This window comes from Exiguobacterium sp. FD-YE-25-4 (assembly GCF_057004685.1).
This window is the reverse complement of the sequence record NZ_CM168041.1, coordinates 1,107,704-1,134,072: the sequence shown is the minus strand read 5'-3', so window position 1 is coordinate 1,134,072 and position 26,369 is coordinate 1,107,704. Positions and strand designations below refer to the sequence as shown.

The 26,369-nt window shown below is 52.3% G+C and carries 30 protein-coding genes; 5 read left to right on the top strand and 25 right to left on the bottom strand.

The features are described from left to right. Positions 1-9 precede the first annotated feature (9 nt). The 7 genes from ftsL to AC13H5_RS05820 form a co-directional block, all read right to left on the bottom strand. Positions 10-372 carry a cell division protein FtsL gene (gene ftsL / locus AC13H5_RS05850; RefSeq protein WP_251126243.1) on the bottom strand — a complete coding sequence of 121 codons (363 nt, stop codon included), beginning with the start codon at positions 370-372 and terminating at the stop codon, positions 10-12. A gap of 23 nt (positions 373-395) precedes the next feature. Next, complete coding sequence (gene rsmH / locus AC13H5_RS05845; protein ID WP_034777067.1) at positions 396-1,328, bottom strand: 16S rRNA (cytosine(1402)-N(4))-methyltransferase RsmH; 933 nt, start codon at positions 1,326-1,328, stop codon at positions 396-398. Positions 1,329-1,497: 169 nt separating this feature from the next. Next, positions 1,498-3,054, bottom strand: a complete 1,557-nt coding sequence (gene bshC, locus AC13H5_RS05840) for a bacillithiol biosynthesis cysteine-adding enzyme BshC (protein ID WP_371819166.1) — start codon at positions 3,052-3,054, stop codon at positions 1,498-1,500. A gap of 24 nt (positions 3,055-3,078) precedes the next feature. Beyond that, entirely contained in the window at positions 3,079-3,438 is a 360-nt protein-coding gene (locus AC13H5_RS05835; protein ID WP_084592783.1) for a DUF3397 domain-containing protein, read from the bottom strand. Further along, positions 3,432-4,271: a 2-dehydropantoate 2-reductase gene (locus tag AC13H5_RS05830; protein ID WP_483546460.1), complete on the bottom strand. Its 840-nt coding sequence runs from the start codon at positions 4,269-4,271 to the stop codon at positions 3,432-3,434. The genes AC13H5_RS05835 and AC13H5_RS05830 overlap by 7 nt, the downstream gene beginning before the upstream one ends. 107 nt (positions 4,272-4,378) lie before the next feature. Next, the gene (gene rpmF / locus AC13H5_RS05825) at positions 4,379-4,552 is read right to left on the bottom strand and encodes a 50S ribosomal protein L32 (protein WP_015881300.1); all 174 of its coding nucleotides are present in this window, start codon (positions 4,550-4,552) and stop codon (positions 4,379-4,381) included. A gap of 22 nt (positions 4,553-4,574) precedes the next feature. Beyond that, positions 4,575-5,102 (bottom strand): YceD family protein, encoded by a 528-nt coding sequence (locus AC13H5_RS05820; protein ID WP_034777064.1) that lies wholly within the window; start codon positions 5,100-5,102, stop codon positions 4,575-4,577. A 157-nt stretch (positions 5,103-5,259) separates the two neighbouring features. Between AC13H5_RS05820 and AC13H5_RS05815 the strand changes: the two genes are divergently transcribed. Then, on the top strand, positions 5,260-6,390 hold the full coding sequence (locus AC13H5_RS05815; RefSeq protein ID WP_483546459.1) for a tRNA(Met) cytidine acetate ligase: 1,131 nt from the start codon (positions 5,260-5,262) through the stop codon (positions 6,388-6,390). On the opposite strand, the gene AC13H5_RS05810 is transcribed toward AC13H5_RS05815, so the two are convergent. The 5 genes from AC13H5_RS05810 to AC13H5_RS05790 are packed head-to-tail and all read right to left on the bottom strand — an operon-like array spanning position 6,369 to position 9,173. Next, a complete protein-coding gene (locus AC13H5_RS05810) occupies positions 6,369-7,361 on the bottom strand; it encodes a SepM family pheromone-processing serine protease (RefSeq protein WP_214707387.1) in 993 nt (330 codons plus the stop codon). The genes AC13H5_RS05815 and AC13H5_RS05810 overlap by 22 nt on opposite strands. Further along, complete coding sequence (gene coaD, locus AC13H5_RS05805) at positions 7,358-7,855, bottom strand: pantetheine-phosphate adenylyltransferase (RefSeq protein ID WP_034777061.1); 498 nt, start codon at positions 7,853-7,855, stop codon at positions 7,358-7,360. The genes AC13H5_RS05810 and coaD overlap by 4 nt, the downstream gene beginning before the upstream one ends. 4 nt (positions 7,856-7,859) lie before the next feature. Continuing rightward, positions 7,860-8,426, bottom strand: coding sequence for a 16S rRNA (guanine(966)-N(2))-methyltransferase RsmD (rsmD, locus tag AC13H5_RS05800; RefSeq protein WP_034777060.1), 567 nt, complete (start codon positions 8,424-8,426; stop codon positions 7,860-7,862). A 53-nt stretch (positions 8,427-8,479) separates the two neighbouring features. Continuing rightward, positions 8,480-8,743, bottom strand: a complete 264-nt coding sequence (locus AC13H5_RS05795) for a DUF2129 domain-containing protein (RefSeq protein WP_021067029.1) — start codon at positions 8,741-8,743, stop codon at positions 8,480-8,482. After that, the gene (locus AC13H5_RS05790; RefSeq protein ID WP_034777059.1) at positions 8,727-9,173 is read right to left on the bottom strand and encodes a YlbF/YmcA family competence regulator; all 447 of its coding nucleotides are present in this window, start codon (positions 9,171-9,173) and stop codon (positions 8,727-8,729) included. Before AC13H5_RS05790 ends, AC13H5_RS05795 begins: the two co-directional genes overlap by 17 nt. Positions 9,174-9,324: 151 nt before the next feature. On the opposite strand from AC13H5_RS05790, the gene AC13H5_RS05785 reads away from it, so the two are divergent. After that, positions 9,325-10,059, top strand: coding sequence for an ATP-grasp domain-containing protein (locus AC13H5_RS05785; RefSeq protein ID WP_240731242.1), 735 nt, complete (start codon positions 9,325-9,327; stop codon positions 10,057-10,059). 103 nt (positions 10,060-10,162) lie between these two features. After that, entirely contained in the window at positions 10,163-10,525 is a 363-nt protein-coding gene (locus AC13H5_RS05780) for a YugN family protein (RefSeq protein WP_021067026.1), read from the top strand. A gap of 63 nt (positions 10,526-10,588) precedes the next feature. Here the strand turns inward: AC13H5_RS05780 and AC13H5_RS05775 are convergent, their stop codons facing one another. The 9 genes from AC13H5_RS05775 to cyoE form a co-directional block, all read right to left on the bottom strand. Beyond that, positions 10,589-10,861: a hypothetical protein gene (locus AC13H5_RS05775; protein WP_128122992.1), complete on the bottom strand. Its 273-nt coding sequence runs from the start codon at positions 10,859-10,861 to the stop codon at positions 10,589-10,591. Positions 10,862-10,866: 5 nt separating this feature from the next. Further along, positions 10,867-11,481, bottom strand: coding sequence for an SCO family protein (locus AC13H5_RS05770; protein WP_034777051.1), 615 nt, complete (start codon positions 11,479-11,481; stop codon positions 10,867-10,869). A gap of 20 nt (positions 11,482-11,501) precedes the next feature. Beyond that, the gene (locus tag AC13H5_RS05765) at positions 11,502-11,963 is read right to left on the bottom strand and encodes a DUF420 domain-containing protein (RefSeq protein WP_034777049.1); all 462 of its coding nucleotides are present in this window, start codon (positions 11,961-11,963) and stop codon (positions 11,502-11,504) included. Positions 11,964-11,986: 23 nt separating this feature from the next. After that, the gene (locus AC13H5_RS05760; protein WP_483546458.1) at positions 11,987-12,910 is read right to left on the bottom strand and encodes a cytochrome c oxidase assembly protein; all 924 of its coding nucleotides are present in this window, start codon (positions 12,908-12,910) and stop codon (positions 11,987-11,989) included. Between the two features lie 134 nt (positions 12,911-13,044). Further along, positions 13,045-13,374: a cytochrome C oxidase subunit IV family protein gene (locus AC13H5_RS05755; RefSeq protein WP_034777045.1), complete on the bottom strand. Its 330-nt coding sequence runs from the start codon at positions 13,372-13,374 to the stop codon at positions 13,045-13,047. Between the two features lies 1 nt (position 13,375). Further along, complete coding sequence (locus AC13H5_RS05750) at positions 13,376-14,002, bottom strand: cytochrome (ubi)quinol oxidase subunit III (RefSeq protein ID WP_034777044.1); 627 nt, start codon at positions 14,000-14,002, stop codon at positions 13,376-13,378. Beyond that, complete coding sequence (gene ctaD / locus AC13H5_RS05745) at positions 14,003-15,871, bottom strand: cytochrome c oxidase subunit I (protein WP_034777043.1); 1,869 nt, start codon at positions 15,869-15,871, stop codon at positions 14,003-14,005. Positions 15,872-15,909: 38 nt separating this feature from the next. Continuing rightward, entirely contained in the window at positions 15,910-16,926 is a 1,017-nt protein-coding gene (gene coxB / locus AC13H5_RS05740) for a cytochrome c oxidase subunit II (protein WP_214791563.1), read from the bottom strand. Positions 16,927-16,986: 60 nt separating this feature from the next. Beyond that, on the bottom strand, positions 16,987-17,907 hold the full coding sequence (gene cyoE, locus AC13H5_RS05735; protein WP_034777042.1) for a heme o synthase: 921 nt from the start codon (positions 17,905-17,907) through the stop codon (positions 16,987-16,989). A 331-nt stretch (positions 17,908-18,238) separates the two neighbouring features. On the opposite strand from cyoE, the gene AC13H5_RS05730 reads away from it, so the two are divergent. Next, positions 18,239-19,141, top strand: coding sequence for a COX15/CtaA family protein (locus AC13H5_RS05730; protein WP_034777041.1), 903 nt, complete (start codon positions 18,239-18,241; stop codon positions 19,139-19,141). Positions 19,142-19,192: 51 nt separating this feature from the next. Here AC13H5_RS05730 and AC13H5_RS05725 read toward each other — a convergent pair whose 3' ends face one another. The 4 genes from AC13H5_RS05725 to AC13H5_RS05710 all read right to left on the bottom strand — a co-directional run bounded on the left by AC13H5_RS05725 (position 19,193) and on the right by AC13H5_RS05710 (position 25,670). Beyond that, complete coding sequence (locus tag AC13H5_RS05725; RefSeq protein ID WP_483546457.1) at positions 19,193-20,548, bottom strand: cryptochrome/photolyase family protein; 1,356 nt, start codon at positions 20,546-20,548, stop codon at positions 19,193-19,195. Between the two features lie 52 nt (positions 20,549-20,600). Then, a complete protein-coding gene (locus AC13H5_RS05720; RefSeq protein WP_138859662.1) occupies positions 20,601-24,038 on the bottom strand; it encodes a pyruvate carboxylase in 3,438 nt (1,145 codons plus the stop codon). A gap of 31 nt (positions 24,039-24,069) precedes the next feature. Continuing rightward, positions 24,070-25,305, bottom strand: a complete 1,236-nt coding sequence (locus AC13H5_RS05715) for an FtsW/RodA/SpoVE family cell cycle protein (RefSeq protein ID WP_483546456.1) — start codon at positions 25,303-25,305, stop codon at positions 24,070-24,072. Positions 25,306-25,391: 86 nt separating this feature from the next. Beyond that, a complete protein-coding gene (locus tag AC13H5_RS05710; RefSeq protein ID WP_021067011.1) occupies positions 25,392-25,670 on the bottom strand; it encodes an Fpa/YlaN family protein in 279 nt (92 codons plus the stop codon). 172 nt (positions 25,671-25,842) lie between these two features. Here AC13H5_RS05710 and AC13H5_RS05705 point away from each other — a divergent pair, with 172 nt between their 5' ends. Then, entirely contained in the window at positions 25,843-26,310 is a 468-nt protein-coding gene (locus AC13H5_RS05705; protein ID WP_483546455.1) for a hypothetical protein, read from the top strand. The last annotated feature ends 59 nt before the right edge of the window (positions 26,311-26,369 follow it).

Here is a 26,369-nt window from a genome sequence, read left to right as displayed (position 1 = left end):
GAGAATTCATCAGTCAATCACCTTGACGTTGTTCTCATTGAATTGCATTCCGAGCTTTTCAGCAATCGCATAGATTCTCTCAGGTGAGCTTAGTTGGGCGATCTCATACTTCAATTCTTCATTCTCTTTCGCGATCGTGTTCGTCTCTTGTGTGATCAGAGCCGTGTCGCGCATGATGTTGTACGCTTCATTATGTTTCGATACCGTGATGCCACCGAACAAGACAACTGAACAGATCATGGTCGGGTACAGGATGGATTCGAACAAAGTCAACGTACGTCGTTTTGGAGCTGGTATTGGTCGTTCTTGCGGAATCGGATTGCGATTCGGCGAAACTTGAGGCTGCAAAGCCTTGCGAGCAGCTTCTGGCATCAGGTATCCCTCCTACGTACAGTCTATTTTTGTTTTTCTGCGACCCGAAGCTTGGCTGAACGGGCCCGGCGGTTGTCTTCAAGTTCAACGTCCCCGGCCGTGATCGGCTTGCGCGTGATCAACTTCAACTCGGGTTCAAACTCTTTCGGGATGACCGGCAATCCTGGTGGTAACGGCGGATGCTGGCTTCTCTCTTTGAAGACTTGCTTACAAATCCGATCTTCTAACGAGTGGAACGTGATGACACAAATCCGTCCACCGATGGCGAGTAGATCGATCGCGTCTTGGACGGCGCGGTCGAACACGTTCAATTCATCGTTGACGGCGATGCGGATCGCCTGGAACGTTCGTTTCGCAGGGTGTCCGCCTTTTCGTCGTGCCGGCGCCGGAATCGCGTCTTTGATCAACTCGACGAGTTCAAACGTCGTCTCGATCGGCTTGACGGCACGGGCTTGTTCGATCTTGCGGGCAATCTGTTTCGAGAATTTCTCTTCCCCGTATGTAAAGAAGATGCGGGCAAGGTCCCCGAACGGCCATTCGTTGACGACATGGTAAGCCGATAGCTCACGCGAACGGTCCATGCGCATATCTAACGGCGCGTCGTAATTGTAGCTAAAGCCACGTTCGGCCTCATCGAGCTGCGGCGAAGACACGCCAAGGTCAAACAATACCCCATCGACCTGGGTGATTCCCCGTGCCAGCAGTTCATCTTTCAAATGGACGAAGTTGCTTTTAATGAACGTAACCCGGTCCTCATATGGAGCCAACCGCTCACTCGCGTGCTTGAGCGCGACGTCGTCTTGGTCAAAGGCGTACAGATGGCCTGTCGTCAAACGCTTGACAATCTCTTCGCTGTGACCGGCTCCTCCTAACGTACAATCGACATAAATCCCGTCTGGCTTAATATTCAATCCCTCAATGGACTCCATTTTTAAAACCGTTTCATGCTCAAACATACAAAAACCCTCTCAACCTACATTTTTCAACTATTTTATTACGTTTACTTTATCATAAAAATGTCAAGCGCCGCATAGGTTTTTAGCGAAAAGAGGAAACAAAAAGGTAACAAACAAAAAAGATTCCCTGATTGCTCAGGGAACCATCAAAAAAACATTGGTATTTATTTTACAGTTTAACGAGACATCGCTCCGATTCAGACTGTTCGTAGGCGTCAAATAGCCGTTTGAACACATCGAGGCCATGACGATTCAAGAGCGGTACCATCGACCAGATCCGTTCTTGCGGCGCATCCATCGGTAAGAGCCTTGTCGACAGATGAATCCGTCGACTGTTCAACCGATATTGGTCACGTTTCGCCTCGGCCCGCATCTCGTCAGCGAGCCGATCAAGTACGTGTCGCGCCTTGGCGTCAAATCGATGGCCCCGCTTTCCGGCTTCGCGACCGAGCGCTTCCGTGAGCGTTCGGTAGGCGTAAAGACTCTGGTCGAACGCCTCGTCATCGAACGTATGGTCCGGCAACGGGTTCGTCAAGTAATCGACGAGCGTCACGCCTTCTTGGGCAAGCTTCTTCTCATCGTTCGTCGAAACGAGGACGGCCCCGAGCCGTGGGATGAGGAGCGGCATGTTCCAACCAAAGAGATGGAACAGCGGGCGCAACTGAAGCCAGTAGGCGATTTCCCCCGGACCGGCGATATAAGCGAGCGTCGGGAACAAGAAGTCTTGCATGAGCGGACGTGACACGACGTTGTTCGAGAACCGCTCCGGGTGCTCCTCGACTTGTTGCAGCAACTCGGCCTCGGTGAATCGATGGCCTCGTTTCGTCGTGAACACCCCGTCTTGTTTCGTCAACAACTCGCGTGTGCCGTCGTGATAGAACAGATGGGCCGCGTCCCGGTTCAAGTCGACGTGTGGCATGCCATCCTCGAACGCCCCTCGTAGCGCCGTGTTCAGACGATCGTGTTCACGAATCAACCGCTTGAATGCGTCGCGCTCGAGCGCCCGGACTTCCGGTTGGTGCGGGTCGAACAGGATGAAGTCTTCTCCGACGAACCGGCGCATCATCCGCCCGAAAAATTCGGCGAACGAATGGCTCGCTTGGAGCACGGCGACGAGCTCATGATAAAGTGTCGTCGTGTATGGCGTCTCCGTCTCTGATAACAGCACACGCTGTAACATTTGCACGAGCTCAATTTTCAGTCGATCGAATTCTAACTCCCCGATCGATGCCTTGCCGGCGAGCGGGACCGTCGATAGCGCCTCTTTACGCAATTGACGCGACAACGGTTGGCTCACGAACACGTGGTTGATTTCCGCATAGTCATGATCCTCGGTCGCCATCCAAAAGATCGGGATGACCGGTTTGTTCAGTTTCGCTTCTGCCTGTTTGGCTTTTTTGATCACGGTCAACAGTTTATACACCGCGAACAACGGACCACCGAATACCCCGACTTGCTGTCCGGTCACCATCGTCAACGCCTCGCCTCGAGCCAACGCGTCGAGCTTTGATTCGAGCGCGGGAGACATCGGACCGTGGGCGGTTTGTTGGTCACGCAATATAGTTACAAGCGCGGGCAAATGCGTGAACGAACGTCCGGTCAGTTCGTCAGCCCTCGCCTCGAGTTCGTCCATCCCTTTATAGTCCAGCCATTTCGAATAGCCTGTCTCCACCTGCATCATCGGAGACGACGGGGCGTACATGGCATCTAGCGACTCTATCCTCACGTATAACGACTTCCTTTCAAACGATTAATACATCATCTCGCGTGCGATGCCGATCGTGAACAAGACGAAGTGGGCCGGGACGAGCAACAAAAACAATAGGCGCCACCCGTGCACGAACATCTTCGAATAGACGACATCCTCATGACGCACCCGCTGCCAAATAGCGTTGGCAGGGAAGATGGCGGCACAGACGGCTAGCAGCAGCCAGAACACATCGACCCCGACAATCGCCTCGAGCAAAATCCCACACGCATAGAACCATAGGACCACGCCGGCATCACAGACGAGTTTGAACGTATTAACCGATTTCGGCATAATTTTTCTAAGTATCATATACACCATAAACCAAATGACGAGTGGAAATGAAACAATATACACTAGCACGATACGCTCGCTCCTAAAATTAATTTTTGTAGGACGGGAATGACGGTTAACGTGATGCCTCGCTCGTCGGCCCGTTTCAACAGCGGTGTCAAGATGGCGTCGACCTCGGTCTGGCGCCCTGCTTCGATGTCACGTAACATGGAAGACCGGTTATGGGCCGTTTTTTCAATGATGGTCTCGATATATGTATAAGGCACGTGCCGGTCGAACAATGTGGACAATTCCGCATAGACGGCATCGGCGATGTCACGGCAAGGCGGCGAAGCGACCGCACCATTTTCGACACGACAGAGCGCTGTGATCGGATTGATGATTGCGTTCGCGAATAGCTTCTCGGTGACGACTTGCTCGATGTCTGCTTCCCAGACGACATCGAGTGGAGATGCGTTGAACGACATCTCTTCGAGCGAGCCGAGGCTGCCAATCCGGATGCGCCCGAGCCCGGTATGCTGGAGCCGGTCGCCATCGCGGCTCACGCCATGTTCGACCACGCCGAGATGAAACCCTCGTTTCCGTGCGTAGTCGAGATGGGCAATCCCGTTCGAACAGATGAAGACGGGCACGTCCCCTGACAATCGTTCCGTCGCCGCCTCGACCTGGTGTGCTTTCGTCGTCACAAAAAAAACGTCCTGCTCCGACTCGACGAGTGTCGTCACCGGACAAAGGCTTACATGAGCCGTCCCGTTCGTGACGCCGATTCGTTCGATCGTCACGGTCGTCGCCTCGTCGACACGGCCATAGAGCGTCACCGTGTAATCCGATTCGAACAGCGAAGCCATCAGCATGCCGACGGCGCCGTTCCCGATAATCCCAATTCGTTTAATCGGCTTCATTGCCATCCCTCCACGTCTAGTCTGCACTCAAAAGTTTACCACAATCTGTTTCCACGACCCAAAAAGAAAAAAAGAAGCGATCTCCGAGGAGACCGCTTCTTTTCGCATTATTTGCTTGTTACTTCTTTACCGTTGTAGTGTCCGCAAGATTTGCATACACGGTGAGAAAGCTTCATTTCGCCACAGTTCGGGCACTCGTTCATACCAGGTACGTTGAGTTTGAAGTGAGTACGACGAAGACGTTTGCGAGTTTTCGACGTTCTACGGAATGGTACTGCCATCGTTGTCCACCTCCTTGAAAAGTTAGCCGTTCTCGTCCTCTTTTTTAGAGAACAAGTCGGCGAGGCCCGCGAGGCGCGGGTCAATTTTTGGTTGGTCGTCCGGCTGCTCGTCAATGACGGACCAGCCTTCCCCTTCAACCTGAGTTTTGTCTGTTTCGTTCCCGAAAACTTGCATCGGGACGTCTAACATGATGAGCTCTCTTACGATTGGTCGCAGATCAATCGTATTTCCTTCTGGCAAATTGACATCATCGAATTGCTCCGTATAACGCCCATTCTCCAAAAAGAAAGGCTCGAGCGATTCAATATCAAATTCATAGATGACATCGTCCAACGTACGCGCATCTGGCAACGTCAGGTCACCTTGAACCTTCAAATTGAATGTAACTTGATTAGATGTGAACGACGCATCCCCGTGCACATGCACCGGGCGAATCGAACGGATATCCGGATGGAGCTGAGTAAGCTCTGGTAGTTCGACCATCTCATCGATGGCAAAACTGTCACCCTGGTTTCGTAGCTTAAGTAGCTGTGCAATAGACCACTTCATCCGAATCACCTCAATTGCAACAATATGAATTATAGATAGGCCAACTTGTTTTGTCAATGTTTTTTCTTTACACTAAAATCAGTTGACGACGGCGCTTTGCCAAAGCGTACTTATCCATCTTACACCAATCCAATCGACAATGCAAAGGAGTAATTTTATGCGAAAAACGGCCATCATCGCTGAGTACAACCCGTTCCATAACGGGCATCTCCATCAAGCTGAACGAGCACGGATCGAAACGGGCGCCGATGCCGTCATCGCCGTCATGAGCGCCCAGTTCACCCAACGCGGGGAACCGGCGGCGTTCGACAAATGGAGCCGCGCGAAAGCGGCCGTCCAGACGGGCGCGATTGACCTCGTCGTGGAACTGCCGACCCGTTACGGGGTACAACGTGCCGACCGGTTCGCAAGCGCCGCCGTCGCCATCGCCGAACGCATGCAGTGCCAAACGCTGTCGTTCGGAAGCGAGAGCGGAGACATCACAGCCGTGAAACGGGCCGCGGCCGCAAACATCGAGGAGATGCCAGCTTATCAGACGGCACTAAAAGAAGCGCTTGACCAAGGACGATCCTCGGCCAAAGCGTCGAGTGAGGCGTTCGGTGCGCTCTATCCCGATTTCGACTTGACGCTCCCGAACAATATCCTCGCCTATCACTATGCGAAAGCGGCGACGACGATCGAGCTCCATACGATTCGTCGCCTCGGTGCGGGATACCATGACCCAAGCGTCTCAGACGTCATGTCGGCCACGGGGGTGCGCGGCCACTACTTGGAGACAGGTATGGTCCGGGCCGTCCCTGACGCCACGAGAGCCCTGTTTGCGGACGTGTCGATGGCACACTGGTCACTCTATTGGCCCGTCTTGCAGTACAAGTTACGGACGACCCCGAAAGACGTACTCGACCAACTTGTCGGCATCGACAGTTCGTTATCACCGCGTTTGATTCAAGCCGGTCTCGAGCCGACGTTCGAGCAGGCGCTCGCTCGACTGTTGACGAGACGCTACACTCGGACCGCCATTCAACGTGCTCTCGTCTCTGTTCTCGTCCATTGGCGCCGCGATGAGCTGCCAGAGCGTTTCGATGAGGTGCCTTACGTCCGCCCGCTCGCGTTCAACGCGATTGGACGAACCGTGTTGAAAGGCATAAAAAAAGACGTACCGCTCATGAGCAAGTACCATCCTGACCTTGCGTTCGAGGCTCGAGTGACCGAGGCGTATCGCCTTCCTCTCGGAAATCGGTCACTCGTCGAACACGTACAAACCCCTCAATTCATTGACTCCAAATAATCGATGGCCTCCTCGACCGTCTTGACCGGAACGACTTTGATGTCACTGTCTAGGCGATCGAGCGATTCCATCGCCTCATCGTAATTTGATCCGTCCGGCACGAAGAAAACCGACGCACCGGCCCGATCGGCGGCGACGATTTTTTGCCACGCCCCGCCGATTGGTCCCACGGTCCCGGTCTCATCGACCGTGCCGGTACCGGCGATCACAGCCCCGCCCGTCAAATCACCCGGTGTTAACTGATCAAAGATTTCAAGCGTGAACATAAGACCGGCCGAAGGTCCTCCGACGTTCGTCAGTTCGAACGAGACTTCCGGGACTGTGCGCACGTCTTGAATCGGTAACGGTTCATAAATCCCGAGACCGACCCGGTCGCCGGTCCGGTCGAGCGGCTGGATAAGCGTATCGACCTCCAGCTCCCGTTCATCCCGTTCGAGCGTGACGGACACTTCATCGCCGGCTTCAAACGAAGCGACACGTTCAATGAAGTCGAGACGCGACGCGAACGACTGGCCGTCGATGGCGGTGATCACGTCACCCGGTTTCAAGACGTTCGCCGCGAGCGACCCGCTGATCGGGGCGGAGACATACATCCCTTCGAACGAAACCGTCACGTCGGCGTCCGCCAACTCATAGGCGTATTGAATCGCCGCCTGCTGGGACGATGCCATCAACAGTTCTTGTCTTCGCTCGTAGTCTGCTTCCCCTTCTCCCTCATACAAGTATCGACTGGCCGGGCTGGCATCGGTGAACGGCGTGAACCAACTGCCGACGAGCCAAAGCGGAGTCGCCCGACGTTGCGAGATGGTCACCATCTGTAGCTCGCCGGGTTCTTTGTCCCCGCCTTCGACCGTCATGAATTCTTCAATCGTCGTTGCTTCCCCCGGGTAGGTGATGTAATACGGGAGCGGCACAAACAAGAAAATCAAGACGGCCACGAGCAACCCGAAGCCGATTTTGAGAGACTTCATTGCCCTTGGCTCACTTTATACTTTTGACGCAAGGCGTGCTCGACTTGTTCAGGGACGAGTTCAGCGACGGACGCCCCGTATTTGGCGACTTCTTTCACGATTGACGAGCTTAGGAACGAATATTGGCTGTTTGTCATCATAAAGAGCGTCTCCACGTTCTCGTTCAACTTTTTATTGATGGATGCGATTTGAAGTTCATATTCAAAGTCAGAGACGGCCCGCAGCCCACGGACGATCGTTGCCGCCTCACGCTTCGCTGCATATTCGACGAGCAATCCCCCAAACGCGTCGGCGGTGACGTTCGGCAAATGCGTCGTCACTTCACGGATGAGCGACAGGCGCTCTTCTACATTAAACAGTGGTGCCTTGCTCGAATTTTCGAGCACGGCGACGATGACTTCGTCGAAGATGGCTGCCGCCCGCTCGATGATATCTAAATGACCGTTCGTAATCGGGTCAAAGCTCCCCGGGCAAATCGCGATACGTTTTGACATGTTCTCACTCCTCGGTCGCCGCATACTCGTAGAAGCTGATCGTGATCACGTCCGAGTAGCGCTGCACCTTGATTTTTTCCAACTGCCCGACCTGATCCGGTAACGTCACATCGCTGCCATGTTCGCAGACGACGACCCCGTTGTCCGTCAATAGTCGGTTCGACTCAATGATGTGTAAAAACGGCACATGTTCTTCCGCATGATATGGCGGATCCATAAAAATCAATTTAAACGGCTGTCCTTTTAAGACGAGTTGGTCGAGGACCGACCGGGCGTCTTGTTGCAACACCGTCGCTTTTGACTCATAGTGTGTCGTCTTCAAATTGTCTGTGACCGTCTGGATCGCCTTTCGTTGCTTGTCGACGAACACGGCATGGTCACATCCCCGTGACAACGCCTCAATCCCTAACCCACCGCTCCCGGCGTATAGGTCAAGCGCATCTCCCCCGGCGAAATAAGGGCCGATGATGTTGAATAATGATTCTTTCACTTTATCTGTCGTCGGTCGTGTCGCCGACCCCGGGACCGCCTTGAGTCGGGTCCCTTTTCGTTCTCCTGAAATCACTCGCATCTCCGTTCTCCTTCACCACAAAAGATGAAGGCGGTGCCGCCTTCATCTTTGTGTTATTTCTGCTTCGATTCGTACGTCTCCGCGACGAACGGCCGCTCACTGCGGACGACCGCTTCGACGAACGGCAACGCGCTCACTTGTTCGAGAATCGCCTCATGTCCATCGAGGTCGGTATACAAGAAGGCGTACTTCTCCCGCTTTGACACGTAATACAGGTTCGCATAGCGACGCAACGCCTTCACTTGCTTCAACGATTGGACGTAGACGACGAATCCGATTCGACCATTCAACTCAAACGTCTCAGATGGCACATCCACAGCTTCCGCCTCCACAACTTCCTCCGCCTGAACATCCGCCTTCATCGAAGAACGGGTTTCCGGTCGGGACTTTGATTTTTGGAGAAACCGAGAAGGCCAACAGCTCACTCACTTCCCCGAGCAGTTTATCTAAACTGCGTTCCGCTTTTTTAAATGCGGCCACTTCTGGCTGGACATCGAGACGCCGTTTGACGAGATGCATCTCTTTTTTAATGCGATCGTGGTCCGGGTGATGTTTCCCGAACCGCTGTACGTACTCGTAATCTTCTTTCATCCGCAAGAACTCACGTTCCACGAGGCGCGCTTCCTCCGATTGGGCTCGCGCTTGTTTCGTGGCGATATATGTTTGGAACGACTCGCTCGCTTCAATCAAATCGGCTAACGATTCCGTTTGATCGAGCAGGGCGATCGTCTGTTCAGTAATAATCATGGCTTTCACCCTTTCTGCCATGATTTTAACACATTTGATTCCCTCTGTAAGCAATCGGCTTTATAATTGAACGTGACTGTCAAGCGTCCAACCAGAAAGGAAGTGAACAGGTGCATCCGTGCACCTCGCTATGAAAAAAGTCTCATTTAACATGATTCGTTCGGCCGGCATCAAGACCGACTATGCGAAACCTGAATATTATTACGACCAGCTCGATAAAGTAAGAGCGGCCGACCTCGTCTTGTTCCCTGAATATTGGATGGTCAACTCGATCATCTACGGACTGAATAAACCGATTTTCCCGTCCCCGGCCACGTATCACCTCGGGCACGATAAGATTGAGATGACGCGCGCCTTCAAGGCGACGTTCCCGCACCGCATCCCGAAGACGCTCATCTACGGGAAAAACCCTTACACGATTGAGCGCGTCTTGGAAGAGTTCGAGTACCCGTTCGTCGCCAAGACGGCCAAGTCGTCGATGGGACAAGGCGTCTGGCTCATCAAGCATGAACAGGACTGGCTCGAATACGTCGACAAGCACGAGACGTTCTACGTCCAGCAATACATCCCGAATGACCGCGACCTGCGGATCATCGTCATCGGTGAAGAAGTCGTCGGTTCGTACTGGCGCGTCAGCGAAGCGTTCTTGAACAACGTCGCCCAAGGTGCCCACTTCTCGTATGACGACATCCCGGAAGACGTCGTCGCGGAAGTGCTCGACATCGCCAAGACGCTTCACATCAATCACGCTGCCTTCGACGTCATCGTCGCAGACGGTGAATTTTACATTTTAGAGTTCAACGTCTTCTTCGGTTCGGAAGGGCTCCTGCCGCTCGGTGTGAGGCTTACAGACAAGATTGCCCACTACCTCGACACCCAGGCTTGAGGCGTTCATCTTTTTTTCACAATTTGAACACACGTTATTCCAAGAACGTTTTCGAATATGATATGATGACATATGAGGTTTATTAGGGAAAAGGGGGATTATGATGAAATTTGAGCAGTTCCACATCGAGGGAAAAGAGATCCGCTTCGGTTTGCTCGAGACGATCATGGATCATCATCATTTCATCCGTGAAGGCGCTTGGGACTATGAGCGTGCAACGTATGACATGAAGTACGAGAAACAATCGACAGGCGAGACGTTCTACCTTCGCTTACCGGTATATGCGATTGAAGGACAAATCGAGGACCGTCATGCGGTCGTTAAAATGTTGACACCGATTCTCGGAAAACATTACTACCCGCACGGCGTCGAGTACGACGAAGAGTTCCCAGAAGAAATCGTCCGTGATTGCGAGCGTCGTCTTGCCGCACTCGCTGAGACACTCGAAGTAAAACCCCTTGCATAAGCGAAGGGGTTTTTCTTTTGTGCGCTCAAAAAAATGGAGAACCCGGCTGGGGTTCTCCATTTTTTATACTCCGATGACGTTGAGCGTCACATCGACCTGTCCGAGCAACAAGTCGAACTGATCGCGCACATACCGATACAAGCGTTCAGCCTCGACGAGCGAGACGGGTGCGATGATTTGATAATCGTATTGCTCTTTCGACAGAGACACGACTTTCACTTCACGCAATCCGAATTCGATCGCACTGCAAGCGATCAAATCCTCGATCGCCCGTTCGGCAATCGTCACATCTCCGTAGGAATAATCATTTCCGATGACAGCCATCGTATCATTCATCTTCTTCACTCCTTTTCTGCCGCGAGTACTAACACGTCCTCCATAATGGTTTCGATGTCGACAGGTTTTTCTCCTGCCGTCGCCATTTGGGCGACCGCGCGCACGTCATGCTTGCGATCGATGATATACATCGTCGTCGCATGCGTGACGAGGCCACTGTTCGCTTTCGAATAGTAGAACTGAAGCTGACGCGTGATACGGTCGATATCGGCTTTGTCTCCGGTCAACATCTTCCAGCCCGTCGGTTCGGCTTGGAACGCCGCCCCGTAGTTCTCTAAGACGGGGACCGTATCGACTTCCGGGTCGACCGTGATGGCGACGAGTTCAACGTCCGTCCCGTATAGATCGTTCGCTTTCAGCTCTTGCTCGAGCTTCATGAAGTCGCGCAACGTGAGCGGACAAATGTCCGGGCAGTTCGTGTAAAAGAACGTGACGATTTTAACTTTACCGTTGTCCGAATTGTACGACTGACCGTCGAGCGCGTTCGTCAACGTGAACGGGGTCGGCTCTTGGATGACGGGCAAGTCCTCTTCTTTAAAGAATAAGAAGTACGAGGCCACGCCGATTGCCACCAAAATGGCGACCGTCAAACCGACCGTCATATAGCTATTCCGTTTCATCCTCTTCCCCCTCTCTCGATTCACCCACCGATAATGGCACGGAAGACGTTCGTCGTCTCACCTGGGTCATAGGCGACGTAGAGGAGAACGTATACCGTCACCCCTGTGATCGCCGTGAAGAACCAGACGACCGAAGCTTTCGGTCCGATTTTCCGGTGTTTCTCGACTTTGTTTTTATAGCCGAGGTAAAGCGTGATCAAGCCGAGGACCCCGCCTGTCGTCGCGAGTAAGATATGAAAGATCATGAACGCCAAATAGTATGGCTTCACTGAATCAGGTCCGCCGAAAGCGGTATTGCCGACAAAAATCGTACGCGAGACGTAAAGAATGAAGAATGTTGTCGCGGCAATCGCGGCAGCCGTCATGACTTTTTTATGTTTGTCGACGTTGCGACGATCACGCGCGATGATCGTCCATCCGATTGCGACTAAAATAGCACTGATGACAATGAATGTTACACTGATCAAGGCAAGATAGTTCATCGTAGTTTCCCCTTTGACTTAGTTCATTTTTTCTCTTTTGGTTCTTGCGGTGTGAACGACATGCCTTCATCGAGCGCAAGCGATTTTGTCCGGCGCACCCAGCCGAAGAACGTCCAGCCGAAGAAGAAACCGTAGACAACTTCTTGACCGAGCTTCATCAATACCCCACCGAAGCGTTGGTCTTCAAGGGCGCTGTTCGTCGCGCTCATTAGCGCGTTCAAATCAAGGCCGGATACGTCCCCGTTCGGCATACAGTAGCCGAGCACGGTCGCAAACGTTTCTGCGTCTGTATAGGCGTCATACAAGATGCCTTGGCTGAAGATGATGAACGCACACGCCGGCGTCAACAACACCCCGTTCGCGATGATGTATACCATCCGCTTCAAATCAGACATGCCTTCCTCTTCTTCCGAGAGGAATGGTGCAATGACCGGATACCACATCGTCAAACTGAAGACGACGAGAGCGCCGTGGAAGATGCGATGCACACCATAGTTCGTCAACACGTAGTCAAAAATGAATGGCATATGGTAGAACGTGAATAATGCATTGAACAAAACGAGTGCGATCAAAGGTTTTGTCATAAATTTGAGCGTCGGCCCAATCACCTTATAGCTAAATAATTTTTCAAACACCCAATATGGCATCCCGTACACGACGAGCGCCGGTGCGAGCACGTAGACGAGCACCATCTGTAACATATGCACCGAGAAGATGATATGCGCGAGCACATCGACCGGGCTACCGAAACCGATGTAATACAATAAAATAGCGGATAACATGCTGAACTTTTGTAGCAACGTGGTCGACTCGTACCCTCGCTTCGCCATGCTCTCTGTGACGACCGCATAGAGGACGTACAACCCTACCATCAACAATCCGAACCATGGACTCCAAAGCGTCGTCCAATCGAACTGTTTGAGTAGCTCTGATGTATTCCAGAGCATCCCTTCACCCCTTTTCTTTCTCTCCCAAACCGATGAAACCGTTCACTTCAAGATTACTATTCCTTTATTTTTGAAGTAAAGCAAAAAGGACTGAATCATCTATGTTTCCACAGATGTTCAATCCTTTGTCACATTTACCAAATGAGCAAGCGAAGGGCCGCGACCGTGATGATGGCGACAAAGATGCCGAGCCACATCATTCCGACGATCCACGTGTTGCCACGGTTGTTCATATGCATGAAGATATAAAGCTGCAAGAACACTTGGATGATGGCGAGGATGATCAAGAAGCCACCTGCCGCCCACACCGGCATGAGTTCAGCGTATACGGCGCCGAACGCGACGAATGTGAGCAAAATCATCATCGCGAAGCTAATCAACTGAAGTTGATACTCGCGTCTTGATTCGGCTTTTACTTCAAGCTCTAACTGTTTGTGCGTTTCGTTCATTGGTTGTTTTTCCATATTAGCTCACCATCCCTAAGAGGTAGACGATTGAGAAGATGAAAACCCATACGACGTCGATGAAGTGCCAGTACAGGCTCGACACGTAGAACTTCGGTGCGTTGTACACATCGATTGGACGGTTCCAGTTGCGAATCAAAAGCGTCGTGATCCAAAGGAGACCGAACGTGACGTGTGCGCCGTGGAATCCGACGAGCGTATAGAACGCAGATCCGAACGCGCTCGATGTGAACGTGTGACCGATGTGGTAGTAGTGGATGAACTCATAAATCTCTGCTCCAAGGAATCCAGCCCCGAGGAGAAGCGTGACGACCAACCAAAACTTCATGCGGCCTGGATTGTTCGCTTTCATGTTCATCATGGCGAGAACACTTGTGAGCGAACTTGTGAGGAGGAGCATCGTCATCAAGAAGACGAGCCCCATCTCAAAGATATTGTACGAACGAAGTTCCTCTGGCGCACCAGAGTTCAGTAGACCGACGTACGTTCCGAATAGCGAGGCGAAGAGAACAGTCTCTCCACCGAGGAAGAACCAGAAGGCCACATATTTATTTTTCCCTTCCAGCGTGGCTTTCTCTGGATTGGCCGGAATACCGGTCACCGGGTGTTTTTCGACTGCATGTGCCATTTATTGGTCTCCTTTCTCACGAATCGCTTTCAAATCCGCTTCAATCTGTGATTTTGGAATATAGAAGCCATGGTCGTCGATCCATGAACGGAGGAACATCGACACGAATGTGATGAGTAATCCGATCACGATGAGTGACCAACCGACAACCGCGTTATCCATTTGGAAGATCGCTCCAAGTCCGGCGATGAAAAGACCGAGTGACATGAAGAATGGAATCAACGAGTTGTTCGGCATGTGGATGTCTGCTACCGGTTCAGCAACAGAGACCCGTTTGTTGCCCGCCATTTTCTCGAGCCAGAACGTATCGAGACCTTTGACAAGCGGTGTTTGTGCAAAGTTGTACTCTGGTGTCGGTACAGGAAGCGTCCACTCCAATGTACGTCCATCTTCCCAGTGGTCTGGCTTGACGCGTTGTTTCGACAAGAATGCCTTGACAACAGCGACGAGCAAGATGATTGTCGATACACCCATGAAGAAGGCACCGATCGTCGACAGTAAGTTCATCGTCTCAAACCCTTGGTTAGGAAGGTATGTGAAGACGCGGCGTGGCATCCCGAACAATCCGAGGAAGTGTTGCGGGAAGAACGTCAAGTGGAACCCGATGAAGAACAACCAGAACTGCCAGTAGCCAAGCTTCTCAGAGAGCGCTTTGCCGAACATGAGCGGGAACCAGTAATAAAGTCCTGCGAATAGACCATAGACAACCCCACCTACGATAACGTAGTGGAAGTGAGCCACAACAAAGTAACTATCGTGATACTGATAGTCGGCCGGTGCGACCGAAAGCATGACCCCTGTCATCCCCCCGACGAGGAACGATGGAATGAATGCGACCGAGTAGAGCATCGCGACGTTGAACTTGATTTGTCCGCCCCATAGCGTGAACAACCAGTTGAAGATCTTGACCCCTGTCGGAACGGCGATGGCCATTGTGGCGACAGCGAAGATCGAGTTGGCGACCGGTCCGAGACCGACCGTGAACATGTGGTGGACCCAAACCATGAATCCGAGGAAACCGATGAGCATCGTTGCGAAGACCATCGTTGTGTAACCGAACAGACGTTTACGAGCGAATGTCGGAATGATTTCCGAGAAAATACCGAACGCAGGGAGTATCAAGATGTATACTTCCGGGTGTCCGAAGATCCAGAAAAGGTGTTCCCAGATGACGACGTTACCGCCGGCTGCCGGATCAAAGTAGACGGCACCGAACAAGCGCTCGAACATCAACATGAACAAGCCGACTGTGAGCGGCGGGAACGCGAAGACGATCAACGCCGAAGCGACGAACGTCGTCCACGTGAAGAGCGGCATCCGCATGAGTTTCATGCCTGGTGCACGCATGTTCAAAATCGTGACGAGGAAGTTAATCCCGGCCATGAGTGAACCGAAACCTGAGATTTGAAGACCGAGGGCGTAGAAGTCGACCCCTGATGCTTCAGGTTGTGTCGAGAGCGGCGCGTACGCCGTCCACCCTGCGTTCGGTGCAGCGCCGAAGAACCAGCTAAGGTTCAGCATGACACCACCGAAGAAGAACAACCAGAAACCAAGTGAGTTAATGAACGGGAACGCGACGTCGCGTGCCCCGATTTGTAGCGGTACGACGGCGTTCATAAATCCGAATAGCATCGGCATGGCCGCTAGGAAGATCATCGTCGTCCCGTGCATCGTGATCAATTGGTTGAACGTTTCGCCGCTTACGAAGTCGTTCATCGGACGAACGAGTTGCCAGCGAATAAGTAAAGCTTCAATTCCACCGAGAAGGAGGAAGAAGATTCCTGAGAACAAATACAAAATACCGATTTTTTTGTGGTCAACCGTCGTAACCCAATCCATGATGCCATTGTATTTACGCGGTTGCTGCATAGCAGTGGTCTGTGCCACGTGAAATCCCCCTTTTCCCGTTAGTCAATCTTCTGATCGTACAAGAAGTCAACGAGTGCATCTAACTCTTCATCACTGATTTGGCCTTCACCGAAGCCAGGCATGAGCGCGCCTTGTTTCAATTCTTGTGGGTCGCGAATCCATTCTTTCAACTTCTCTTCGTTGTTTTCGAGGTAGCCCGCCAACCATTCGCGATCACCAAAGTTCGTCAAGCTCGGCGCGACTTTCCCGCCACCGTGACAGCTCAAGCAGCTCTCGACGTACACGGCTTCGCCTGTCGTCAAGTTTTGGTTATCTGCAACGAGGTTTTCTGTGTTTGCGTCCTGCTGTGCTTTCATGTCTTCGAGCCATTGGTCGTACTCTTCTTGCTCGAGTGCGATGACTTTGAAGTCCATGAGTGCGTGTGAAGGTCCGCAAAGCTCGGCACATTTCCCGTAGAACGTACCTGGTTCATTTGCATGCAACCACATTTCGTTATCAAGGCCTGGGTTCGTATCCGTCTTACCTGACAAGGCCGGTACCCAGAACGAGTGAATGACGTCTTTCGATGTCAAGTTGATGCCGACACGCTTACCGACTGGGATGACGAGTTCTTGACCCGTGACCACGCCTGCGTTCGGATATTCAAATTCCCACCAGTAAAGGTTGGCCGTGACATTGATTTCTTCTTCTTTTTTCGCTTCTTTCGCTTTCGCGAGCTCGACTGTCGTCGTGATCGTCGGAACAGCGAGAATGATCAATAAAATGATTGGAACGACTGTCCAAATCATCTCAAGCGTGCTGCTTCCTTCGACTTGCTTCGGAATCGATTCATCTTTCCGACGGAATTTCATGAGCACGTACACGTAAATAATCGTTACGATGACAAGTACAAAGAGCATGATTGCCAAACTGATGAGAATGATGCGAAGCTGAATCTCAGCTCCCTCTCCCATCGGCTTCAATGCAGACAATCCCTCTACGCCGCACCCTGATAACAGTAGTGCGAACATCATCATCGGGACGATGCCAAACAGAAGCTTCTTAAATGATTTCACAACAATCCCCACTTTCTCCCAAAATGATGTGCAATGGTTTCTATATAGTGAGTGCGACTATCAAAGTGCCGTCAATACCAGCGTGACAATCCACACGACTAAATAAATCAATGAATAAAAGAACATTTTGTTTGCCCACTTGATCTCATCTTCGGCCTTGAAACCTTTCAAGCCGAGATATAACCAGTAGCCCCCAAGACCGGCCGCGACGATCACGTAGATCAAACCGTAATGCAAGAACAAGAGCGACGCTGGAATGAGTGTCGCGATCCACCAAATGATTTGGCGCTTGGTGATCGCAAAGCCGTTGACGACCGGTAGCATCGGAATGCCGGCCGCTCGATACTCCTCGACACGCCGCATGGCGAGCGCGAGGAAGTGTGGCGGTTGCCACAAGAACATGACGAGGAACATGAGCCACGCATCGATATGAAGCGCGGGATCGATGGCTGCCCAACCGATGAGCGGTGGTACCGCTCCGGAGATGCTGCCGACGACCGTGTTCAACGTGTGCGTTCGTTTAAGCCACATCGTATAAATGACGACATAAAAAAATGCCCCGATTAAACCGAAGACTGCTGCCACATACGACACGATCAATAAGAGCAATGTCCCGATCGCGAGTTGCGTTAATCCAAGGAGCAAAATCCGTTCTCCCGAAATTTTCCCGGTGACACTTGGTCGGTTGTCTGTACGTCCCATCAAGTAATCGATATCACGGTCCACGAAGTTGTTTAGGTAACAACTCCCGGAGATGACGAGCGCGCTTCCTAACATCGTTAATAAGAGTTGTGGCCAAACTTCAAACAAATAAAGTACTGGCGTATCACTCTGATATGTTGCTGCTACAAAGAAACCGGCGAACACCAACAATAGATTGGCGCGGACGATTCCCATTTTTGCCAGAGCAACATAGTCGCGGAACGAGGCGGATTCTGTATATTCTACTTCTGCCATTGTCCCTGGGTTGACTTTTGTCATACTGACCCCCCTACTAATCACGAAATCCTCGTATTCTTTTCACAGAAAAAACACAATATGAACAAAGTTCACCTAACTCATAACAAAGATACCATATTTTCAAAAAGAATACGTCGTTTATGCTTGTAAAATAGCTAGTTTTTTGTGACAGACGTGTGATAATTGTCACAGTAAAAACGCTACGCTAATACTAGAATAACGATTTTGATAGCGATTGCAAGCTTTTCCGTTTCGTTTTTACGACGTAAAGCCGTATAATAAGTATGGCGAAAAAAATATAAACTGACAAGGCACAATTCTAGTGATTTTTCTCAAAAGCAGGTGGAAACGAATGCATAAAAAACTCGCACTATTTTCAGCACTCGTCACGCTCGGGATGATGCTCGTTCTCATCATGGGTGGAACCGTGACGAAGACCGACTCCGGCGACGGGTGCGGTACAGACTGGCCGCTCTGCCACGGGAAACTGATTCCGACCAATCCGAGCGTCGAGACGATGATCGAGTACAGTCACCGTGTCGTCTCCGGCATCGAAGGACTGCTCATCATCGCATTGACGGTTTGGACGTTCGCGGTCGTCAAAAACCGCTATGACGTCAAAGTGTTCGCGTTCCTCGCGTTCATCTTTATGCTCATCCAGTCCATCATCGGCGCCGGTGCCGTCATCTGGCAACAGTCGGACGCGATTCTCGCGCTCCACTTCGGCATCTCGCTCGTCTCGTTCGCGTCGCTTCTCATTTTGACGATTCTCTTGTTCGAAGGAGAACGTCTGCATCGGGCCGTCTCCGAACGATTGAAGATTCACCTTTACGGCTTGACGATCTATACGATGGTCGTCGTCTACACGGGTGCTTATGTCCGTCACCTCGGCGCGACGTATGCGTGCGTGGGCTGGCCGATCTGTGACCAGAACGTGTGGACGTTCGAGTCGTACGTCCAAATGGGGCACCGGATCATGGCGGGACTGCTCGTCTTCTATACGCTGTACGTGTTGTACTTGGCGCGACGGGAGACGAATCAACTCGTCGAGACCGGGATGTGGGCGTCCTTGTTCTTCATCTTGCTCCAAGTCGGCACGGGGGCGTGGATTGTCCTTGGGGGACATGCCACATACGTGCCGCTCCTCCACGCGTTCTTGATTACCTGCTATTTCGGGATTGTCTCGTACTTGGCATATCATGCGTATCGGAGTCAGAAGCAGACGACCGCGTCCGCTCGACAAAAATCAGTTTAATCGAACACACGAAAAGGAGCGACGTTCATCGCTCCTTTTTTCTATGCCTATTTACTGTGCATCCTTGAACCGTTCGAGCGCTCGGGCCCGCGCTTCCTTATGGTCGACGACTGGGTCGACGTATCCGTCCCGCTCGCTGAGATCGGGAAAGTGAATCGACTTTTTGTCGAGGTCGGCGAGTTCAGGCACATACTTCCGAATGAACGTCCCTTCGGTATCAAACTTCTCGGATTGCGTCGTCGGATTGAAGATGCGGAAGTACGGAACCGCATCCGTCCCGACCGAGGCGGCCCATTGCCAGCCGCCAATATTCGAGGCTGCCTCATAATCGATCAGTTTCTGTTCGAAATAGCGTTCCCCTTTTCGCCAGTCGATCAGTAAATGTTTCGATAAGAACGAGGCGACGATCATCCGGAGCCGGTTGTGCATCCAACCTGTCTCGTTCAGTTGCCGCATCGCCGCGTCGACGATCGGGTAGCCCGTCTTCCCCTCACACCACGCCTGAAAGTTCTCGGCATCGTCTTCCCAGTCGAGGTGCTTATATTTATCATTGAACGGACGGTCTTTCAGTCCCGGGAATTGAACCATGATCATATAATAAAATTCGCGCCATAACAGCTCATCGTAATACGTGTCGCGTCCGCTCGATTTCGGCGCCGACAGCACCGCTTCCGCCACGGTGCGGATCGACAACACCCCGGTCCGTAGATATGGAGACAGCCGGCTCGTGCCGGCGATCGCCGGGATATCGCGGTCTTCATCGTAGGCGTCGATCCGGTTGGCGACAAAGTCATGCAAGCGTCGTTTCGCGGCCGCTTCTCCGAGCGCTTTCCACGAACGCTCGCACCGGTCGAACTGACGCCGCAATTCAGCAGGCACGACATGTTCGGTCGCGACGAGTTGCTTCAGCGCTGTCACATCGACATCATACGGTGCGGGCGGCGTTTCGGCGTAGGCCGCCTTTTTGAACGGCGTATACACTTTGTACGGGTCGCCGTCTTTTTTCGTGAACGCGTTCGGGGCGAACAAATGCCGATCGAGCAGACGGATGACTTTGACGTCTTGCCCGAGCGCCTCGATGACAGCATCGTCGCGCTGCTTGAACGGTTCAACATACTCGGCGTTAAAGTATAGCGTGTCAAACTGACCGAGCGCTTCGACGAACGCTTCGGCCGTGTCGGCGACGATGACACGCAGGCCGAGGCCGTTCTCCTTGAGCTCACCCATAAATTGTCGCATCGTCGCGAAAAAGTAATCGTGCCGCGTCTCGAACGGCTCGCAATAGTTCGGATTGAGCCAAAAGACGAACTCCAATTCATCGCCTGAAGCAGCGTCTTTCAATACCCGGTGTAACATATGATTATCAGTCAATCGAAAATCCGATCGAAACCAACAGACTCGTCTCATCTCTCCCACTCCTATCTAAAAAAGAAGCATAGCCGCGCTATGCTTCTTTCCATTATACAAACTCAATCAATAAGTCGTCACTTTGGATTGTGTCGCCTTCTTTAATATGGACCGCTTTGACTTCACCGTCTTGAGCGGCTTGGACCGTCGTCTCCATCTTCATCGCTTCCGTGACGAGGAGCTGTTCCCCGCGATGGACACGGCTACCAGGTTCGACGAGCACTTTCAACACCGATCCCGGCATCGAAGCACCGACTTGTTTCGGGTTCGTCCGATCAACTTTCGGTCGGCTCGTCGTCGCCGACTTCACGTTCACGTCTTTGATTTCGATTTCACGCGGTACCCCGTTCATCTCATACGAGACAAGACGGATACCGTCCTCGTTCGCCGCACTGATTTGAACGAGTTTGATGATGAGCGTCTTCCCGGTCTCGATCTCGACTTGAATCGTCTCTCCGACGTTCAAGCCGTAGAAGAACGTTAACGTGTCGAGGACGGATACATCGCCATACGTCGTCGAATGGGTGACGTAATCCTCGAACACTTTCGGATACAACGCGTTCGAGAGCAGTTCGAAGTCCGTCACCGGGCGCTCGAGCTTCTCGAACAACTTCGTCTGCGCCGCCTTGAAATCATACGGTTCGATCAGTTTACCCGGACGTACGTCGAGCGGTTTTTCGCCTTTCAAGATGGCTTGTTGCACGTCTGTCGGGAATCCGCCTGGAGGCGTTCCGAGCTCACCGCGCATCATTTCGACGACCGAGTCTGGGAAGTCGAGTTGGTGACCCCGCTCGACCACATCTTGTTCGTTCAAGTTATGTTGGACCATGAACAGTGCCATGTCCCCGACAACTTTTGACGACGGCGTCACTTTGACGATATCGCCGAACAACATGTTGACGCGGGCGTACATCGCCTTCACTTCGCTCCAACGGTCGCCTAACCCGACCGCTTTCGCTTGTTGTTGCAAGTTTGAATACTGACCGCCCGGCATCTCATGCTCATAAACCGATGGGTTCGAAGCACGCATGTCGCTTTCGAACGGCTCATAGTTATGACGCACGTCTTGCCAGTAGTCGCTGATGACCTCGTAATGCTTCGCATCGATTTTCGGTTGACGTTCATGGTGATCGAGCGCATAAATCAAGCTGCCGCCTGAAGGTTGTGACGTCATGCCTGACATCGAGCTCGCAGCCACGTCGACGATGTCGACGCCCGCATCTGTCGCCCGGGCATACGTGAAGATTCCGTTGCCGGAAGCGTCATGCGTGTGCAAGTGGATCGGCAAATCGACGGCATCTTTCAAGGCTGAGACGAGCGCGTATGCCGACTCTGGCTTGAGCAGACCGGCCATGTCCTTGATGGCAAGGATGTGGGCCCCGCTCGCTTCGAGTTTCTTCGCCAAATCGACATAGTACGGCAAGTGGTACTTCGGACGGTTGCCATCGTACAGGTCGCCTGTATAACAAACGGCCGCTTCCGCGACTTTTCCTGTCGGTAACGTCGCGTCGATCGCAAGTTGAATCGACTCGAGGTTGTTCAAGCTGTCGAAGATCCGGAACACGTCGACACCCGCATAGGCCGCCTCATGGACGAACTGTTCGATGACGTTGTCGGCATAGTTTTTATACCCGACCGCGTTGGCGCCGCGAAGCAACATTTGAATCAAGACGTTCGGCATCTTCTCGCGGAGCCGCATGAGGCGAACCCATGGGTCTTCCGAGAGGAAACGATAGGCGACGTCGAACGTGGCCCCGCCCCATGCCTCGACCGAGAATAGCTCCGGCATGAGTTTACTCGTCGGTTCGGCGATATTGACGATGTCTTGTGTCCGCATCCGCGTCGCAAGAAGCGACTGGTGCGCGTCTCGCATCGTCGTATCCGTCAACAACAGTTCAGGTTGACGTTTGATCCAATCGGCAAGGCCGTCCGGACCGAGCTCCGTCAAAATCTGTTTCGTACCTGGTTTGGCTTCAGCCGGAAGGTCTTGCGGAATCCGGACCGAGCGGCTGATCGGCTTATCTTTCAATCCGACACCCGGGAATCCATTCACGGTGACGTCACCGATATAGTTGAGCAACTTCGTTCCACGGTCTTTCCGTTTCGGGAAGACGAACAGTTCTGGCGTCTCGTCGATGAACGACGTGTTGTAGTCACCGCTGATGAAGTTCTGGTGTTTCATCACGTTAATCAAGAACGGAATGTTCGTCTTGATGCCGCGAATCCGGAACTCGTTCAAGTTACGGACCATTTTCGAAGCCGCCTGTTCGAACGTCATGCCGTGTGTCGACAGCTTCACGAGAAGCGAGTCATAATACGGTGAAATCTCGGCCCCGACGTAAGCGTTCCCGCCGTCGAGTCGGACCCCGAAGCCGCCCGGAGAGCGGTACGCCATAATTTTGCCCGTGTCCGGCATAAAGTTGTTGCCCGGGTCTTCTGACGTGACACGTGACTGGATCGCATAACCGAGCAATTTGATGTCTTCTTGTTTCGGCATATGGATGACGTCGCCGTGGAGCGACTCGCCTTGCGCGATCATGAGCTGGGTCTGCACGATATCGAAGCCGGTCACCATCTCTGTGATCGTGTGCTCGACTTGGATGCGCGGGTTGACCTCGATGAAGTAGAACGACTCGTCTTCCGTGACGAGGAACTCGACCGTCCCGGCGTTGATGTAGCCGACGTGGCGCATGAGCTTAACCGCCGCGTCACAAATCGCTTGGCGCGATTCTTCAGACAACGTCACACACGGTGCGACCTCGACGACTTTTTGATGTCGACGTTGGACCGAACAGTCACGTTCGAACAAATGAATGATGTTACCGTGATCGTCCCCGAGAATCTGAACCTCGATATGTTTTGGACGCTCCACTAATTTTTCTATGTACACTTCGTCTGAACCGAACGCTTGCTTCGCCTCTGACTTGGCACGTTCAATCAAATCTTTCATCTCGGCTTCCGTACGGATGACACGCATCCCGCGGCCGCCTCCGCCCATCGCCGCTTTGACCATGAGTGGGAACCCGTGCTCGTTCGCAAACTCGAGCGCGTCTTCGTATGATGTGAGCGGTCCGTTTGAACCTGGAATGACCGGGAGTCCGGCCGCGATCGCACTTTGACGGGCCCGAACTTTATCCCCGAACGCATGAAGATGCGATTCATTCGGACCGACGAAGATGATACCTTCTTCGCGGCAACGACGTGCGAGCTCGATGTTCTCAGATAAGAAACCGTATCCTGGGTGAATCGCGTCAGCCCCCGACTGTTTCGCGATCCGGATCACGTCCTCGATATCGAGATAGGCGTCAATCGGCTTTTTATCGAGACCGATCAAATATGCCTCGTCCGCTTTGAAGCGGTGTAACGAGCCGCTGTCTTCTTGTGAATAGACGGCGACTGTGCGCATTCCTAGTTCAGTGGCTGCCCTAAATACACGAATGGCGATCTCTCCACGGTTGGCTACAAGTAATTTGCTAATTGGTTTCAACATAAATCCCCCCATTTAAGTAGTTCGAACCTTCTTACCTGACAACATGTAACGATGAACCTTGCACATTTTCGGCTGATTTCTCACGAATCTCAGCCCGTCTTGTTGCTTCCCGGTGCCGGTTTCGCATCGAGATGCTACTGAGCACTCCGAGAATGCCCATCGTCATGATGAGTGATGTCCCGCCGTAACTGACGAGCGGGAGCGTGACCCCCGTCCCCGGGAACCAGCCCGACATCGCCCCGATATTGATCCCGGTTTGGACCATGATTTGGGCAGCGATGCCAAATGAGACGAACATCGCGAAGTGATTATCGCTATGATTGGCGATATTGACGGCGCGGAACGCGATGAAAAAGAGCAGGACGAGGACGACGACGACACCGACAAAACCGAGCTCTTCCGCGATGATGGACATGATGTAATCCGTCTCCGGTTCGGGCAGATACCCATATTTCTGATAACTGTTCCCGAGACCGACACCGGTCACTCCTCCGTGCACGATCGAGATGATCGACATGAGCAATTGGTGACCATAGCCTTCAGGGTCCATGAACGGATTGAAGACGACCTCGATCCGACTGCGCTGGTTTTCCGAAAAAATTGTCGTGAACATCAAATAGACGGCCCCAATCCCAGCGATCACCGATGGGATAATGATTCGGAGCGGCGCCCCAACGGCGAGCCACATGAGGAACATGATGGCGCCAAGGACGAACAGCCCCCCCATATCCGGTTGCCCGTTGATGGCGATCGCATACGGGAGAAAGAAATAGATGACGGGAATCACGAAGAAGGCACCGGCTTGGGCCCGTAATCCTTTTTTCGTGATCGCGGCTCGGCCGAGGCGTCCCGGCAACCCTTTCAGTTCATTGTTCCACAGTTGGTGATAATAGTTCGCGAGCAATAAAATCAACACGAACTTGGCGATCTCGACCGGTTGCACCGTGAATCCGCCGATGATGAGCCACGCCCGTGCCCCGTTGAGTGGTGGCATCGCCCAAGTGACGAACAAGAGGACGACCGACACGAGGTAGAGGCCGTACAAAATATTTGGTTTTCTAAAGTTCTCATAGCGGAACATCGTCGCAATCAAGTAGACGACAATCCCGAGTCCGGCGTAGAAGAGTTGCCGATAGAACAAACCGCTGTTCGCGTAATCCCCGCGATTCCATACGCTCGCACTGTAAATCATGATCGAGCTGATTCCGACAAGCATGAGCACCGCAATGAACAGTGAGAAATCAAAGTACCGAAACCGAGTTTTCATGTTTTCACTTCCTTATGTACAACAATCCTTGACCCATTATAAAAAAATACTCAAACAGCGCCGCTTGCACAGTTTGAGTATAAGGTTCATAAATCTGAAGCTTCCGCGAGGGCGGACAGCTTTTGTTCCAATGAATCGAGCAGTCCTTTACCTTCAATGTCTGAAATGAGTCCAAGACGGACCGCAAAATCAATTTGGCGTGATAGACCGAACATATGTGTATCAAGCACCTCTTCATAAAGCGGGCACTTCGGCATTTTTAGGTTTTCTAACTGCACTTCAATCAAACAACGGATTTTTTCAGCGTCTGCCTCTAATAGTTGAAGCGCTTGCTCCCGTTGGACTGCAGCCAAATTTGTCGCCACTACGACCCCTCCTCCGTACAATGACAGACTGTTTGTCATAACTCAACTGTACATTATATTTCATCATAATTCAATGAACAGTCTGGATTCACTATGAGTTTCTCGCAGTTTCCCTTTTTCCCCGGAAGAGCTGTATAATGTACAGTGTATCGTGAATAAAGGGGGCGTATCAATGATTTTTCCACTAGACGGAGCGGTTCGTCACGCGTTGACGATCGACCCGACCGTATGGATTTTCGACGACCGCAAGCGGAACATCGAGGAACTCGACCGCGCGGTTGAGAATGATAATGAAGCGTATTATGCCAAGATGGGGAAGGCATGGGACGACGGCTTGACACAAGGGACACGTGTCGACCACAATAAACCGATGACTCGGGCCGATAAAGACGCGGCGCTTCGCGACTCGTTCGCGATGCCGTTCGCTCCGTTCCTGCAAAACGCTGAACCAATCGCTACGGCGACACACGTCAGCTTTTATGGGGAATCGGTGCTCACGCTACCAATCGATGAGGCGCGCACCGTCTATCTCCAGTTCTCGAAGGACGGGAAAGTGCTCACGGACGGCCCGGTATACGTCTTGTATCATCAGCAAGTTTTGCGCGGCGTCCACCATATCGCAGTGCGAACAGAAGCTTGATCGAGAAGGCCATAGCGCCTTCTCATTTTTTTGGACTTTTTACTTCACAAAGTGTAACA

Coding starts and splice junctions, on each gene's coding strand:
- ftsL (WP_251126243.1), bottom strand. CDS start 372: ATGCCAGAAGCTGCTCGCAAGGCTTTGCAGCCTCAAGTTTCGCCGAAT.
- rsmH (WP_034777067.1), bottom strand. CDS start 1,328: ATGTTTGAGCATGAAACGGTTTTAAAAATGGAGTCCATTGAGGGATTG.
- AC13H5_RS05830 (WP_483546460.1), bottom strand. CDS start 4,271: ATGAAGCCGATTAAACGAATTGGGATTATCGGGAACGGCGCCGTCGGC.
- rpmF (WP_015881300.1), bottom strand. CDS start 4,552: ATGGCAGTACCATTCCGTAGAACGTCGAAAACTCGCAAACGTCTTCGT.
- AC13H5_RS05820 (WP_034777064.1), bottom strand. CDS start 5,102: ATGAAGTGGTCTATTGCACAGCTACTTAAGCTACGAAACCAGGGTGAC.
- AC13H5_RS05815 (WP_483546459.1), top strand. CDS start 5,260: ATGCGAAAAACGGCCATCATCGCTGAGTACAACCCGTTCCATAACGGG.
- AC13H5_RS05810 (WP_214707387.1), bottom strand. CDS start 7,361: ATGAAGTCTCTCAAAATCGGCTTCGGGTTGCTCGTGGCCGTCTTGATT.
- coaD (WP_034777061.1), bottom strand. CDS start 7,855: ATGTCAAAACGTATCGCGATTTGCCCGGGGAGCTTTGACCCGATTACG.
- rsmD (WP_034777060.1), bottom strand. CDS start 8,426: ATGCGAGTGATTTCAGGAGAACGAAAAGGGACCCGACTCAAGGCGGTC.
- AC13H5_RS05790 (WP_034777059.1), bottom strand. CDS start 9,173: ATGATTATTACTGAACAGACGATCGCCCTGCTCGATCAAACGGAATCG.
- AC13H5_RS05785 (WP_240731242.1), top strand. CDS start 9,325: ATGATTCGTTCGGCCGGCATCAAGACCGACTATGCGAAACCTGAATAT.
- AC13H5_RS05780 (WP_021067026.1), top strand. CDS start 10,163: ATGAAATTTGAGCAGTTCCACATCGAGGGAAAAGAGATCCGCTTCGGT.
- AC13H5_RS05775 (WP_128122992.1), bottom strand. CDS start 10,861: ATGAATGATACGATGGCTGTCATCGGAAATGATTATTCCTACGGAGAT.
- AC13H5_RS05770 (WP_034777051.1), bottom strand. CDS start 11,481: ATGAAACGGAATAGCTATATGACGGTCGGTTTGACGGTCGCCATTTTG.
- AC13H5_RS05765 (WP_034777049.1), bottom strand. CDS start 11,963: ATGAACTATCTTGCCTTGATCAGTGTAACATTCATTGTCATCAGTGCT.
- AC13H5_RS05760 (WP_483546458.1), bottom strand. CDS start 12,910: ATGCTCTGGAATACATCAGAGCTACTCAAACAGTTCGATTGGACGACG.
- AC13H5_RS05755 (WP_034777045.1), bottom strand. CDS start 13,374: ATGGAAAAACAACCAATGAACGAAACGCACAAACAGTTAGAGCTTGAA.
- AC13H5_RS05750 (WP_034777044.1), bottom strand. CDS start 14,002: ATGGCACATGCAGTCGAAAAACACCCGGTGACCGGTATTCCGGCCAAT.
- ctaD (WP_034777043.1), bottom strand. CDS start 15,871: ATGCAGCAACCGCGTAAATACAATGGCATCATGGATTGGGTTACGACG.
- cyoE (WP_034777042.1), bottom strand. CDS start 17,907: ATGACAAAAGTCAACCCAGGGACAATGGCAGAAGTAGAATATACAGAA.
- AC13H5_RS05730 (WP_034777041.1), top strand. CDS start 18,239: ATGCATAAAAAACTCGCACTATTTTCAGCACTCGTCACGCTCGGGATG.
- AC13H5_RS05725 (WP_483546457.1), bottom strand. CDS start 20,548: ATGAGACGAGTCTGTTGGTTTCGATCGGATTTTCGATTGACTGATAAT.
- AC13H5_RS05720 (WP_138859662.1), bottom strand. CDS start 24,038: ATGTTGAAACCAATTAGCAAATTACTTGTAGCCAACCGTGGAGAGATC.
- AC13H5_RS05715 (WP_483546456.1), bottom strand. CDS start 25,305: ATGAAAACTCGGTTTCGGTACTTTGATTTCTCACTGTTCATTGCGGTG.
- AC13H5_RS05705 (WP_483546455.1), top strand. CDS start 25,843: ATGATTTTTCCACTAGACGGAGCGGTTCGTCACGCGTTGACGATCGAC.